The sequence below is a fragment of the Nocardia sp. AB354 genome, assembly GCF_049538315.1.
GTDB classification, from domain to species: Bacteria; Actinomycetota; Actinomycetes; order Mycobacteriales; family Mycobacteriaceae; genus Nocardia; species Nocardia nova.
On sequence record NZ_JBMVFU010000003.1, the window covers coordinates 396,033 to 408,930 of the forward strand.

Here is a 12,898-nt window from a genome sequence, read left to right on the forward strand (position 1 = left end):
GCGATGAATCAATGGGAATATTCAGCTTCGACATTCTGTTCGGGTCCGATCGAATTGGTATTACCGATCCCGTTACGGTGATTTCCGCGGCTGGTTCGGTCGGGTGCCGGTCGAGCGGCTGCACTGGCTCGTCGGCGGCTGCCGGGTGGTGGCGGCTCTCAACTCGCAGGTCGTTCTCGCTGGTCAGCGCGGGTTAGGGCGGCGCGAAAACGGAGCAGAGCGGACACTGCTAGGGAATTCTCGGTGGCCGGCTTTGCCGCGGCAGGGCGTTTCAAGTCGTATAATCCCGTTATGGCGGATGACCAGTCCTCCACAGAATTTCCCGAGGCGCCCGTTCTTGTGGTGCAGACGCGAGAGCGCGTCTATCGGCTGCACGCGGGAGGTTCATACAATGTCGGCCGCGATCTGGCGGCCGACATAGTCGTCACCGATCCGCGGGTATCTTCCGTGCACGCCGTCTTGGAGCGTGGGTCGGACGGTTGGGAAATCGAGGACGCGCACAGCCTCAACGGCACCTTTTTCGACGGTCAGCGCGTCGACCGGATGCTGATCGATCATGACGAGACGTTCCAGCTCGGTCACGCCGTGAACGGCGAGCAGTTGCTCTGTTCGGTGGAGGGGCAAAAAGGACAGCGCGGCGGCGAGTCGTCCGGCGATACCGGCGGCGACACGATGCTCGTCCCCGATCCCGGCTACCAGCTCGATGATGAAGACACGATGACGACGTTCCATCCGGGGGGCCGCCCCCGGCGGGTTGCGCGGTCGTCGCCTCCGGCGGCTCACCCCAGTGCGGTCGTCCGGATCGTCTCGGACACATTCCGGATCGGGCGGGCCTCCGACAACGACATCGTCGTGCCCGACCTCATGGTCTCCCGTCATCACGCCGAACTGCGAGTGACCGGCGCAGGCCGGTATCGGGTCGTCGACCTCGACAGCCACAACGGCACCTACGTCAACGGCGCCCGGGTCGATTCGGCGGACCTGTCCGAATCCGACTTGATCGGCATGGGGCATACCACCTACCGGCTGGTCGGCGACGAACTGCGGGAGTACGTCGACACCGGTGACGTGTCGGTCTCGGTGCAGAACCTCATCGTGCGGACACCGGAAGGCAAGGTTCTCCTCGACGAGGTGAGCTTCCCGATTCCGCAGCGCTCGCTCGTCGGGGTCATCGGACCCAGTGGAGCGGGCAAATCGACGTTGCTCGGCGCGGTGACCGGGTTGCGTCCGGCGACAGAGGGGACGGTTCGTTACGACGGACGTGACCTCTACACCGACTACGACGAACTCCGCCACCGCATCGGACTGGTTCCGCAAGAAGACATCCTGCACAGCCAACTTCCGACGCGGCGCGCGCTCCTGTACGCGGCCGAACTCCGCTTCCCCGGTGACACGCGCCCCGAGGAGCGCGAGCAGCGGGTCGATGAGGTCCTCGCCGAGCTCGGCTTGGCCCGGCATGCCGACACGCGCATCGATAGGCTCTCCGGTGGCCAGCGCAAAAGGGTGAGCGTCGCACTGGAGTTGCTGACCAAACCGTCCCTGCTGTTCCTCGACGAGCCGACCTCCGGCCTCGACCCGGGCCTGGACAAGACGGTCATGGAAATGCTGTCCGAACTGGCCCACGACGGGCGCACCGTGATCGTCGTCACCCATAGTGTCGCGAACCTCGATTCCTGCGACCGCCTCCTCGTGCTGGTACCCGGCGGTCGGCTGGCCTATTACGGACCGCCCGCGGAGGGGTTGCAGCAGTTCGGGCAGCGCAGTTGGGCCGAGGTGTTTCAGTCCTTCGACCGCGAGGAGGACCGCGACTGGGCTGCTGAATTCCGGGAATCGCCACGCTTCGAGCAGTACGTGGAGGTCGGGCCGACCGACGATGTCGGCCCGGCGGACGTACACGCACCGGCACCCCCGCCCGCGCCGCAGTCCAAGCTCAGCCAGCTCAGTACGGTGTGCCGGCGATATCTGGCGGTCATCGCCTCGGACCGAAGTTACCTGGCGCTGCTCGGCGTGATGCCGCTGATTCTCGGTGGCTTGATCGCCGCGGTGCCGTCGGGCGAGGGTTTCGCCGGGGCGCCCGGAACCAACACCGATGCCCCCACCAAGCTCATGATCTTGGCATTCGGTGCCTGTTTCATCGGCACCGGCAACTCGATTCGCGAGATTGTCAAGGAGCAGACGATCTACCGCAGAGAACGCGCGGCCGGACTGTCCGCGGGGGTCTACCTGATGTCGAAGCTCCTGGTCTTGGGCGTGATCACCATCCTGCAGGCGGCGGTGCTGTTCTTGATCGGCACCATCGGGGTGAGCATGCCGGCGAAAGGCGTATTCACCTCGGTCCCGCTGGAGTTGATCCTGGCGATGGCGATACTCGGCATCGCCTCGCTGGCGTTGGGCTTGCTGGTCTCGGTGTCGGTCAACACCTCGGAGAAGACGCTGCCACTGCTGATTGTGCTGTCCATGGCGCAACTGGTGTTCACCGGCGGTTTAGTACGGCTGCCCGGCACCCCTGTTCTGGAACAGCTGTCCTACCTGTCGCCGTCCCGCTGGGGCTACGCTGCGGCAGCGGCCACCCTCGACCTGGACACCCTGTCGCCGCACAATGGCGCACCCGACCCGCTGTGGCGACATACCCTGGGCACGTTGCTGCTCGACATGGGGGTCCTCGCCGGCCTGGGGGCCGTCTTCCTCGCGCTGGCCGGATACCGGCTGTATCAGCTGCGTCCACGGCGGCGCGGCGCCCGCACCGCGCGGATTTGACGCCGACCGATTACGGCACGACCTCGCAGACGTCGCCCGGATCGACGTCGTCGTAGAAGCCTTCGCGCCCCGAGGGTCGACCGGATGCAGCCGTGCGATTTCTCCTCGATCGGACCGCCTCTCGGGGATGATGGTGTTGGGTGTGGCGGATTGCATCCATCGCTTCACGGACCGGCCAATGCACGGTTCGGATTCGACAGGAGCGGATATGGCCGACGGCTCCGGCTCAGACAGCGGCTTCGGACGATCAACGGCCGGACTCGAATCCGGCGCGGTGGCCGCCTTCGTAGCCGCGTGGGAATCGGCTGACCCGGCCCCGGCCATCAGCGATTACCTGCCCGACGCGGAGACCTTGCGCTTGGCCGCGTTGATCGAACTGATCCGCGTCGACCTGCGCCGGCGCTGGCTGCGCCGGCCCGCGCTCACGCCGTCCGGCGGACCCGGGCCGCCCCGCAAGCGGCTGCGGGACTACTGCGCGGAATTCGCCGAGCTGTCGCCGGACCGCGTTCCGGCCAGCCTGGTCTATGAGGAGTTCGTGATCCGCCGGCACAGCGGCGAGCGGGTCGATCCGCGCGAATATCTGCGCGAATATCCCGCGCAAGCGCCCGAGCTGAGTGAGTTGCTCAATACCGACGACCAGGATCAGAGCACTCAACGCGCCGGTGCGGACCCGACTGCCATCGCCTCGACCATGGTCTCCCCCGAAGGCGCCCGCACCACGGGCGACCTGTCCGCCGAACAGGAGACGACGGGATCGCAGGTCGCTCGGCTGGACAGCATCCGGGTAGGCGATTGCATCGATGATTTCGATCTGCTCACCGGGCTGGGTAGCGGAGCCTTCGCACGAGTGTTCCTGGCCCGGCAGCGCTCGTTGCAGCGGCTGGTGGCGGTGAAGATCTCCGCCGACCGCGGCACCGAACCGCAGACGCTGGCCCAGCTCGACCACGACTACATCGTCCGGGTCTTCGACCAGCGGCTGCTGGGCGAACCGGACCCGCACGGCGATTCCCGCAGCCGCCGACTGCGGCTGCTGTACATGCAGTTTCTACCCGGTGGCACCCTGCTGAGTGTGTTGCGCCGGGTCCGGTCCACCCCTGCCGACCAGCGCAGCGGCCGGTTGCTGCTGGCCGCGGTCGACGCCGCGATGGAGGAGAAGGGTGAGATCCGGCCGACCGATTCCAGCGTGCGCGCCGAGATCGCGGCGCTGTCGTGGCCGGAAACCGTGGCCTGGCTGGGCCGCCGGCTCGCCGAGGCGCTGGCCTACGCCGACGAGCACGGCGTACTGCATCGCGACGTCAAACCGGCGAATGTGCTGCTCACCGCGGAGGCGGTGCCGAAACTCGCCGATTTCAACATCAGTTTCAGCCGCGAGGTGGCCGGCGCCAATCCGGTGGCGTACTTCGGGGGGTCGCTGTCGTACATGTCGCCGGAACAGTTGGAGGCCTGCCATCCCGGCTACCGCCGTTCCGCCGACGATCTGGATACCCGTTCCGACATCTACTCGCTGGGTGTGGTGCTGTGGGAGCTGCTGACCGGTGCCAAGCCGTTCGACGACAGCACCGCGGGTGAGCGCAGCGACTCCGCCGCACTGGGGGCGATGCTCGAACGTCGTCGTGCTGGTGTGGATTCGGCTGCGCTGCAACGGATTCCGCCCGATTGTCCGGCGGCACTGTGCAGGGTGTTGCTGACCTGCCTGGCGCCCACGCGTGACAAGCGGTGGTCCAACGGCAACGAACTGGCCCAGCAGTTCGAACTGTGCCTGGACGCGCGGGCCCGCGAACTGGTGGATCCGGCACCCACCAGCTGGCGTTTCCGGGCGCGGAGGTGGATGGTACCGCTTGTGCTGCTGGCCTATGGCACCCCGAATGTGCTTGCGGCCGTGTACAACACGGTGCACAACAGAACCCTGATCATCGACCGGATGAGTGTGCCCGCCCAACAGACATGGTGGATTTTCACCAGCACGGTGAACGCGGTCTTCTTCCCGGTGGGCATCGTGACCGTGATGTACTTGTCGCGCTATCTACTCACCGTTCCGCGCGGTATGCGGCGCGGACGCGAATATGACTCCCGGATACTCGCCCGGGCCAGATCCGATGCCCTGCTGTTCGGTGATCGGTGTGTGGTGGTGGCGTTCTCGCTCTGGAGCCTGTCGGCGATTCTGTTCCCGCTCGTGCTGCACTTCGCGACCCACGAGCTCACCGGACAGGAGATGGTGCACTTCGTGGGCGGTCTGCTGGTGTGCGGCGCGATGGCGGTGGCATATCCGTTCTTCCTGGTGACGTTCTACATGGTCCGCTGCGTCTACCCGCTGTTTCTCCGGCACGGCGACATCAGCCCCGAGGATGCGGTGCACCTGCGCCGGCTCGATCGCCGCTGCAACGGATATCTCGCGGTGGCGGCGTCGGTGCCACTGCTGGCGGTGGCCGGGGTGACATTTCTGCCGCTGAGCGATACTCCGAAGATCATCGTCGCGGTGCGGGTGTTGTGCGTGGGGTCCATCGTCGCCTTCGTGGTCGCCTATGTGCTGTTCCGGGCGCTCGAGGCCGATCTGCGCGCACTGGAGCGAGTGGTGGATCCCGAACATCAGGAGGCTGCCGGTCGGCTATGAGTCTGAACAGCAGCTCATCCATCCGGTGAAGAGAGTTCGTTTCACTCACAGATATCCGGGTATCGGATGTTTCGAGCCACCGCTGATCGCAGCCGGTCGCCGGATCGGTGCGAGGTGAGCGAAAGTGAGGAGATTGCTGTGATCACTCTCGGGGTTGTCCTTCTGGTTCTCGGTTTCCTGCTCGGGATTCCGATCCTGTGGACGTTGGGCATCATCGCGCTGGTCGTGGGGGCCGTGCTGGCTCTGATGGGAGCGCTGGGGCGCCCGGTGGCCGGCCGCGCGCACTACTTCTAGCGCGCTCGGCCGCCGCGGACTACGCGCGGTAGCGGTGTGACCACGCGACCGCCCCGGAAACGCTTTCCGGGGCGGTTTCGCATGTACCGCGCGGACTCACCGAAGCAGGAACTCCGTGGTGACTCGCTCGAACGCCTCTTTGGCTTCGATCATCACCCAGTGCCCGCAGTTCGGGAAGATGTGCAGTTCGGCGTCGGGGATCAGGCGCATCGGGATCATCGGCATATCGGGTGGGCATTGGCGGTCGTCGCGACCCCAGGTCAACAGGGTGGGGCACTGCACCGTGCCCAGCATGGACCAGTACGGCGGCACTCCCGAGGTGGCCATCATCTGCTGTTGCGCGGCGAACGCCCGGGAGCCGTACATCGCCGCGAGCGTCTTGTGCGAGTCGGGATCCTTCGCTGTCTCCCAGCGCTCCTCGATGCGTTCGTCGGTGATGAGGGCGCGGTCGTAGACCATGCATTCGAGCCAGCGGACCAGTTTCTCGCGGCTCGGGGCGTCGGCGAATTCCTGTAGCAGCCGCGTGCCCTCACTCGGGTTCTGGCTGAAGATGTTCGGGCCCACGCCGCCGATGGTGACCAATTTGCGAACGCGCGCAGGGTGTTTCATCGCCACGTTGACACCGACCACCCCGCCCATCGAGTTGCCGATCATCGCGGCAGATTCGATTCCCAGCGCGTCCATGAACCGGACGACCGCCGACCCCGCGGTCAGCACCGGATGCCCGTCAACGGGATCGCTCACGCCGAATCCCGGGAACTCCAGCACGTAGCAGTGGAACCGCTGCGCGAACGTGCCGAGATTGCCCCGGTAGTTCCGCCACCCGCTCACGCCGATCCCGGAGCCGTGGAGCAGCAACAGCGGCGGACCGTCCCCGGCCTCGTGGTATCGCAGCACACCTTTGTCCGTCGCGATCTCACGCTTGGTCGCCTCGTAACTCACATCCATGCCGCCACAGTAGAACATGTTTCAGTTCGGTGGCGGGGGTCCGTTATGCCAGCAGGATGTGCTGGCGGACGTCGATGTAGCCGTCGCGGAACAGGTCTGCGCAGCCGGTGAGGTAGCGGACGTAGCGGTCGTAGACGGTGGGGGAGGTCAGGGCGATGGCTTCGGAGCGGTGGTCGCGGAGGGCCTGGGCCCAGAGGTCGAGGGTGTGGGCGTAGTGCGGTTGCAGGGATTGGACGTCGTGGAGGGTGAAGCCGGCCCGTTCGGCGTATTCGCCGATCCACTGGGGCTGCGGGAGTTGACCGCCGGGGAAGATCTCGTCGATGACGAACTTGCTGAATGCCAGATATTCGTGGGTGACGGGAATGCCCATCTCACGCAGTTGGTGGCGGTGGAAGCCGATGATGGTGTGCAGCATCATGCGGCCGTCCGGGGGCAGCAGGTCGTGGCAGCGGTCGAAGAACGCGTCGTAGCGTTCGCGCCGGAAGTGTTCGAAGGCTCCGATCGAGACGATCCGGTCGACCGGCTGGTCGAATTCCTCCCAGCCGCGCAGGTGCACCTCACCGGTGCCGGGCGGTAGGCCGTCCAGCAGGTCGCGCACGTGCTCGTACTGGTTGCGGCTCAGTGTCAGGCCGATCACGCGCACGCCGTATTTCTCGACGGCGCGCATCATGGTGGAGCCCCAGCCGCAGCCGATGTCGAGCAGCGTCATACCCGGATGCAGATCGCATTTGCCGAGCGACAGGTCGATCTTGGCGAGCTGTGCCTGTTCCAGGGTGAGATCCGGTTCGCGGAAATACGCGCAACTGTAGGTGCGCGTGGGATCCAGGAAGAGAGCGAAGAAATCGTCGGACAGGTCGTAGTGGGCCTGCACGTCGGCGTAGAACGGTGACAGATCGGTCATGGTGACCTCTGGTGGTCGGTTTCGGGAACGTTCTGCCTCTGAAACGAGATACCCCGGCGGTGGGTTCGCCCCGCCCGCCGCACCATGCGCGCTCGACCAGTATGCGCCTCTCGCTGCGGTGGGGTGGCGCGATCGGCGGATCGGCCGAGGCGAAGCCGTCAATCGGCCCGGCGTGCCGTCCCGCTCTCCCAGGCGCGGCCGCGCAGCAGGCGCAGACCGTTGAGGCCGACGATGACGGTGGAACCCTCGTGACCGGCGACGCCCAGCGGTAGCGGAAGGTGGCCGACGAGATCCCAGGTGATCAGGACGGCGATGAAGGTCGCGGCGATGATCAGGTTGGCGACCACGACGCGGCGCGCGCGACGGGACAGGGCGATGACCGCGGGGACGGTGGTCAGGTCGTCGCGGATGACGACCGCGTCCGCGGTGTGCAGGGTGAGGTCGGATCCGTTGCCGCCCATGGCGATTCCAGCGTGGGCGGCGGCGAGCGCGGGCGCGTCGTTGATGCCGTCGCCCACGGCGGTGACGCGGTCGCCCGCGGCTTCCAGTTCCGCGATCGCGGCGACCTTACCTTCCGGCAGCAGGTCGGCCCGGATGTCGGTGAGTCCGAGGCGGGCGCCGAGCTGCCGGGCGGCGGCGAGATTGTCGCCGGTGAGCAGAACCGGTGCGGCTCCGGTGATTTCGGTGAGAGCGTCGACGGAATCGGCTGCTTCGGGGCGCGTCTGATCGGTGATGCCGAGAACCGCGATCGTTCGGCGCTCCCGCCGCACGAGCACAGCGGTGTGCCCCGCGTTCTGTATCTCGGCGGCGACTGCCGCGGCAGCGGCGTCGGCCGAATCCAGAAGCGCAGCAGGCGATCCCACCTCGATGCGGTGGCCGTCCACCGTGGCGGTGACCCCGCGTCCGGGCTGCGCGCTGAAGGCCTCGACGGGCGGCAGCGTGAGTCCGCGCTCGCGACCGGCCCGGACGACCGCGGTGGCCAGCGGGTGCTCGCTGGAATATTCCGCACCAGCGGCCCAGCGCAGGACCTCCTCCGCCGTGCCCGGGCAATCGGGCAGCACACGGATGTCGGTGAGTTCGGGGACGCCGCGGGTGAGCGTGCCGGTCTTGTCGAAGGCCACGCGGGTGGTGCTGCCCAGCCGTTCCATCACGACCGCCGATTTCACGAGGACGCCGTGCCGGCCGGCATTGGCGATCGCGGCGAGCAGGGGCGGCATGGTGGACAGCACCACCGCGCACGGCGAGGCGACGATCATGAACGTCATGGCGCGAAGCAGCGAATCCCGCAGCGCCGCACCGAAGAACAGTGGCACGGCGAAGACCGCGAGCGTCACCGCGACCATGCCCACCGAATAACGCTGCTCGATCTTCTCGATGAACAGCTGCGCCCGCGCCTTCGTCCGGCCGGCCTGTTCGACCAGGGCGGCGATGCGGGCCACGACGGAGTCCTCGGCGCGGCGACCGACCCGCACCCGCAGGACACCGGTGCCGTTCGAGGTTCCGGCGAACACGTCGTCACCGGGCGATTTGTCGACCGGCATGGGCTCACCGGTGATGGTCGCCTGATCGGCTTCGCTCGCGCCCGCGACGACCGTGCCGTCGGCCGCGATGCGATCGCCGGGGCGGACCAGGATCACATCGCCCACCGCGAGATCGGCCGCCCTGACGATCGTTTCGACACCGTCGTCGATTCGGGTGGCGGTGTCGGGTGCCAGATCGAGCAGTCCGCGCACCGAATCCTCGGTGCGCGCGGTCGCGAACGCCTCCAGCGCGCCCGAGGTGGCGAAGATGACGATCAGCAGCGCGCCGTCGGTGACCTGCCCGATCGCGGCGGCGCCGATCGCGGCCACCACCATCAGCAGATCGACGTCCAGCGTCCTTTCGCGCAGAGCGCGCACTCCGGCCAGGGCGGGTTCCCAGCCGCCGGTGAGGTAGCAGGCCAGATAGAGCGACCACCACACCTCGGGGGGTGTGTGCAGGATCCGGGCCGCCGAGCCGATCGCGAAGAGCAGGAGAGCAGCTGCGGCCCAACGGATTTCGGGAAGTGTGAACAGCCGGGTCCGCCGCGCGGGTATCGCCGTGAGCGCGGCGGGACGCGTGGCGGCCGGTGCTGACACGAAAAACCTCCGAGGATCGGGAGCGGGCAACCTGAGAATAACAGAACACGTGAAGAGGTCTTCATGTATATCTGGTCGGCTAAACTTCACCGTTATGGGACATGGCGTCGAGGGCCGCGATCGGCCGATCGCCCGGCTGGACAGTGAGTCCGCCGCGCATGTGGCGACCACCCTGCAAGCCCTGGCGACGCCGAGCCGGCTGCTGATCCTCAGTGAATTGCGCCAGGGGTCGCGGCCCGTCTCCGAACTCGCCGAGGCGGTGGGGATGGAGCAGTCCGCCGTCTCTCATCAGCTCCGCCTGCTGCGCAACCTCGGGCTCGTCACTGGAACCCGCGCCGGGCGCAGCATCGTCTACAGCCTGTACGACACGCACGTCGCACAGCTGCTCGACGAGGCGGTGTATCACAGCGAGCACCTGCGTCTCGGCCTGTCCGATCGACCGCGAACGGCCGGCTGAGAACGTCTTTTCGGCGGCGTGATCCGGTGTATTCGCCGGCTTTCCTTGTCTGCGCCTGTCGATTTCGGCGCTTCGACGGTCTCGCTCGCGCGGATTGGGTCGATCCTGCGATCTCCCCGTCGGGCCTGCTCTCCCAGCGCCGTCGCGCGGTAATTCTCAACGGTTGACAACGCTTCCGCGCTAGCGCACACTGCTCTTATTAGAGAGCGCTGCTCTCAAGCTAGCGAGAGGGCAGTCATGCAGGAACTGTGGAAGTGGGCCAATCTGACCGTCGCGTTCGCCGCGGAGGTGGGCGCGCTGGTGGTGCTGGGGCTGTGGGGCTGGCGCGTCGGCGACAACACCGTGGTAAAAGTCGTTCTGGCGCTGGGCATCCCGTTGGCCGCCGCGGTGGTGTGGGGAATGTTCGCGGCGCCGAAGGCGAGTTTCGATATTCCGCTGCTCGCGGTGATCACCAAGATCGTGGTGTTCGGAGGCGCCGCGGCCGCGCTGTGGGGGCTGGGGCACCGGGTGGCCGCGGTCGTTTTCGCGGGCATCGTGATCGCGAATCTGCTGGCGATCAAACTGGGCCACCTGAATTCGTAGCGCGCCGACCCGGAATCCGGGCCGGCGCGTACGGTCACGGCACGACTTCGAAGACGTCGCCTGGATTGACGTAGTCGTAGAAGGCCTTGGCGCCTTCGGGCGTCATCCGGATGCAGCCGTGGGACTGCTCCTCGATCGGTCCGATGTGGGTGGCGATATCGCCGTTGAAGAAGACGGCCCAACGCATTTCGGCGTTGTGCATGGTGCTCCAGTGGTACGGCTCCTTGAACGCGACGTGGAAGGTGCCGGGCGGTGTCTCATACCCGGGCCGTCCGTGCGAGATGGGGGTCGGGCCGTAGACCACGCGGCCGTTGTCCATCAGCCAGCCCTCGTTGGTCGACAGCCGCAGGCACGCGCGCGCCGCGGCCGAACAGGGAGCCGAGATCTGGCCCGGCGGGGAGGGTACGAGTTGCGGAATGCCGGGGATGTCGGGGCCGCCGGGCCACACCGGGTCGGCGCCCGCGGGCACCGTGACAGCGAATCCGGCGGCCGCGATCGCCGTCGCGGCCGCCGCTCGGATCGTCCATCGGGTGATGCTCGTGCAGTTCATATGCGTCCGACCTCTCTACCCGGCCCGCTGTCCGGCCGGGCCGGGCGGCGGGCGCATCGACAAGCTGGGACGGCACCGTAGGCGACCGATGTGTGCTCGATCACAGTGCATAGTTGATCATTGTGACCTGCCGAGCGCGCAGATGGTACGGAAGAATCCGCGTTGTTATCACAAATCGGGCAGGCCGAGTTCCAGGTTGGGTGCGGCGATACCGCCGTCGATCTCCAGAATCTTGCCGGTGAGATAGCTGCCCGCGGGCGAGCAGAGGTAGACGATGCCGGCCGCGATATCGGTCGGATCACCCAGCCGATGCAGCGGCGTATCCGCCTCCATCTTCGCCTTGACCTCGGGATTCTGTGCCACGACCTCGAGTGCGGAGGTCAGCACCGATCCGACCGCGATGGCGTTGACCCGGATCCGCGGCGACAGATCCGCGGCGGCCAGCCGGGTCCAGTGCGCGAGCGCCGCCTTGGCCGTGCCGTAGGCGAGGAAGCCACGCCCGGGCGCCCGGCCCATCATCGAGGAGATGTTGACCACCGAGCCGCCCTCGCCGGCGAGCATGTGCGGAACCGCCGCGCGGGTGAGGGCGTGCGCGGTGGAGACGTTGAAGCGGAAGGCATCTTCGAGGAATTCCGGCGAGGTGGTCATGAAGGTGTTCGGCATGGTGCCGCCGACATTGTTGACCACGATGTCGATGCGGCCGAACTCGGTGGCGGCAGCGTCGGCCAGTGCCGTCACGGCGTCGAGGTCCGACAGATCGCAGGCCACGGCGAGGGCGCGCCGGCCCGTCGCGCGGATCTGCTCGGCGACCGCGTCCAGTTGTGACTGGGTGCGCGCGGCGATCGCCACATCGGCGCCCGCCTCGGCCAGGGCGAGGGCGGTGGCGGCGCCGATACCGCGGCCGGCGCCGGTGACGACGGCGACCCGGCCGTCGAGTCGGAATTTGTCCAGGATCATCGCTAGTCCTCTCGTTGGGTGTCCTCGCAGTGTTAAGAATTAGTTCTTAACTGTCAAGGACTAGTGCTCAATTCGCTGGTAGGACGTATCGTGCTCAGGGTGGAAGCAGTAAGTGCCCGGGAGCGGTTGATGATGGCGGGGGAACGGTTGATCGCCGAGCGGGGATATCTGGTCCCGCTGCGCGATATCGCCGCCGCGGCCGGGCAGCGCAACAACTCGGCGATCCCCTATCACTTCGGATCGCGCGACGGACTCGTCGAGGCCGTGGTGCAGCAGCGGCTGGCGACCCTGGAGGTGCGCCGGCTGGAGTTGCTGGCGCAGCGGCCGGCCGCGACCGGCGACGATGTGCACACGCTGCTCGACGCGCTGGTCATCCCCATGTTCGAACTGGGAGCGCGGAACGAGAGTTCCTATTACGCAAGGTTTCTCGAACAGATCCGCACCCATCCGGCGGTGTCGGACGCGGCCAATCTGGACAGCGCCGAACGGACCTCGGTGCGGGTGATCGTGGGTGGGCTGGACCGCGCGCTCTCGGACCTGCCGCCGCGCCTGCGGCATCGCCGGCTGCGCAGTCTCACCACGGTGCTGTTCGCGCTGCTGGCCGACCACGAACGGGCCGTCGAGGCGGGCCGGATCGCCGCCGACGACCGCGAGGCCTGGGACCAGGTCATCGACATGCTCGCCGGTACCCTCACCGCGCCGGTCACGACGCGGGCCCGGTGAA

At 67.2% G+C, this 12,898-nt stretch carries 11 protein-coding genes; 6 read left to right on the top strand and 5 right to left on the bottom strand.

Going from position 1 to position 12,898, the window contains the following annotated elements; all coding sequences use genetic code 11:
- Positions 1–291 precede the first annotated feature (291 nt).
- From ACPCUW_RS06690 to ACPCUW_RS06700, 3 genes are all read left to right on the top strand, one after another.
- A complete protein-coding gene (locus ACPCUW_RS06690; RefSeq protein ID WP_423424013.1) occupies positions 292–2,757 on the top strand; it encodes an FHA domain-containing protein in 2,466 nt (821 codons plus the stop codon).
- A gap of 208 nt (positions 2,758–2,965) precedes the next feature.
- Positions 2,966–5,368 (top strand): serine/threonine-protein kinase, encoded by a 2,403-nt coding sequence (locus ACPCUW_RS06695; protein ID WP_423424014.1) that lies wholly within the window; start codon positions 2,966–2,968, stop codon positions 5,366–5,368.
- 138 nt (positions 5,369–5,506) lie between these two features.
- Entirely contained in the window at positions 5,507–5,662 is a 156-nt protein-coding gene (locus ACPCUW_RS06700; protein WP_167356738.1) for a DUF6131 family protein, read from the top strand.
- Positions 5,663–5,758: 96 nt separating this feature from the next.
- Here the strand turns inward: ACPCUW_RS06700 and ACPCUW_RS06705 are convergent, their stop codons facing one another.
- The 3 genes from ACPCUW_RS06705 to ACPCUW_RS06715 form a co-directional block, all read right to left on the bottom strand.
- Positions 5,759–6,610 carry an alpha/beta fold hydrolase gene (locus ACPCUW_RS06705; protein WP_423424015.1) on the bottom strand — a complete coding sequence of 284 codons (852 nt, stop codon included), beginning with the start codon at positions 6,608–6,610 and terminating at the stop codon, positions 5,759–5,761.
- Between the two features lie 43 nt (positions 6,611–6,653).
- Positions 6,654–7,511 carry a cyclopropane mycolic acid synthase family methyltransferase gene (locus ACPCUW_RS06710; protein ID WP_063026266.1) on the bottom strand — a complete coding sequence of 286 codons (858 nt, stop codon included), beginning with the start codon at positions 7,509–7,511 and terminating at the stop codon, positions 6,654–6,656.
- A gap of 158 nt (positions 7,512–7,669) precedes the next feature.
- Positions 7,670–9,628 carry a heavy metal translocating P-type ATPase gene (locus ACPCUW_RS06715; protein ID WP_423424016.1) on the bottom strand — a complete coding sequence of 653 codons (1,959 nt, stop codon included), beginning with the start codon at positions 9,626–9,628 and terminating at the stop codon, positions 7,670–7,672.
- Positions 9,629–9,722: 94 nt separating this feature from the next.
- Between ACPCUW_RS06715 and ACPCUW_RS06720 the strand changes: the two genes are divergently transcribed.
- Entirely contained in the window at positions 9,723–10,085 is a 363-nt protein-coding gene (locus tag ACPCUW_RS06720; protein ID WP_039775672.1) for an ArsR/SmtB family transcription factor, read from the top strand.
- A 237-nt stretch (positions 10,086–10,322) separates the two neighbouring features.
- On the top strand, positions 10,323–10,667 hold the full coding sequence (locus ACPCUW_RS06725; protein ID WP_030517376.1) for a YrdB family protein: 345 nt from the start codon (positions 10,323–10,325) through the stop codon (positions 10,665–10,667).
- Positions 10,668–10,701: 34 nt separating this feature from the next.
- Here ACPCUW_RS06725 and ACPCUW_RS06730 read toward each other — a convergent pair whose 3' ends face one another.
- Complete coding sequence (locus ACPCUW_RS06730) at positions 10,702–11,217, bottom strand: L,D-transpeptidase (protein ID WP_051041826.1); 516 nt, start codon at positions 11,215–11,217, stop codon at positions 10,702–10,704.
- A 168-nt stretch (positions 11,218–11,385) separates the two neighbouring features.
- Entirely contained in the window at positions 11,386–12,174 is a 789-nt protein-coding gene (locus tag ACPCUW_RS06735) for an SDR family oxidoreductase (protein ID WP_423424017.1), read from the bottom strand.
- A gap of 99 nt (positions 12,175–12,273) precedes the next feature.
- Here ACPCUW_RS06735 and ACPCUW_RS06740 point away from each other — a divergent pair, with 99 nt between their 5' ends.
- Positions 12,274–12,897, top strand: a complete 624-nt coding sequence (locus tag ACPCUW_RS06740) for a TetR/AcrR family transcriptional regulator (RefSeq protein WP_155525876.1) — start codon at positions 12,274–12,276, stop codon at positions 12,895–12,897.
- The last annotated feature ends 1 nt before the right edge of the window (position 12,898 follow it).

Excerpts from the sequence above, each read along its gene's own strand:
- ACPCUW_RS06690 (WP_423424013.1), top strand. The coding sequence starts at position 292 with ATGGCGGATGACCAGTCCTCCACAGAATTTCCCGAGGCGCCCGTTCTT.
- ACPCUW_RS06695 (WP_423424014.1), top strand. The coding sequence starts at position 2,966 with ATGGCCGACGGCTCCGGCTCAGACAGCGGCTTCGGACGATCAACGGCC.
- ACPCUW_RS06705 (WP_423424015.1), bottom strand. The coding sequence starts at position 6,610 with ATGGATGTGAGTTACGAGGCGACCAAGCGTGAGATCGCGACGGACAAA.
- ACPCUW_RS06710 (WP_063026266.1), bottom strand. The coding sequence starts at position 7,511 with ATGACCGATCTGTCACCGTTCTACGCCGACGTGCAGGCCCACTACGAC.
- ACPCUW_RS06720 (WP_039775672.1), top strand. The coding sequence starts at position 9,723 with ATGGGACATGGCGTCGAGGGCCGCGATCGGCCGATCGCCCGGCTGGAC.
- ACPCUW_RS06725 (WP_030517376.1), top strand. The coding sequence starts at position 10,323 with ATGCAGGAACTGTGGAAGTGGGCCAATCTGACCGTCGCGTTCGCCGCG.
- ACPCUW_RS06730 (WP_051041826.1), bottom strand. The coding sequence starts at position 11,217 with ATGAACTGCACGAGCATCACCCGATGGACGATCCGAGCGGCGGCCGCG.
- ACPCUW_RS06735 (WP_423424017.1), bottom strand. The coding sequence starts at position 12,174 with ATGATCCTGGACAAATTCCGACTCGACGGCCGGGTCGCCGTCGTCACC.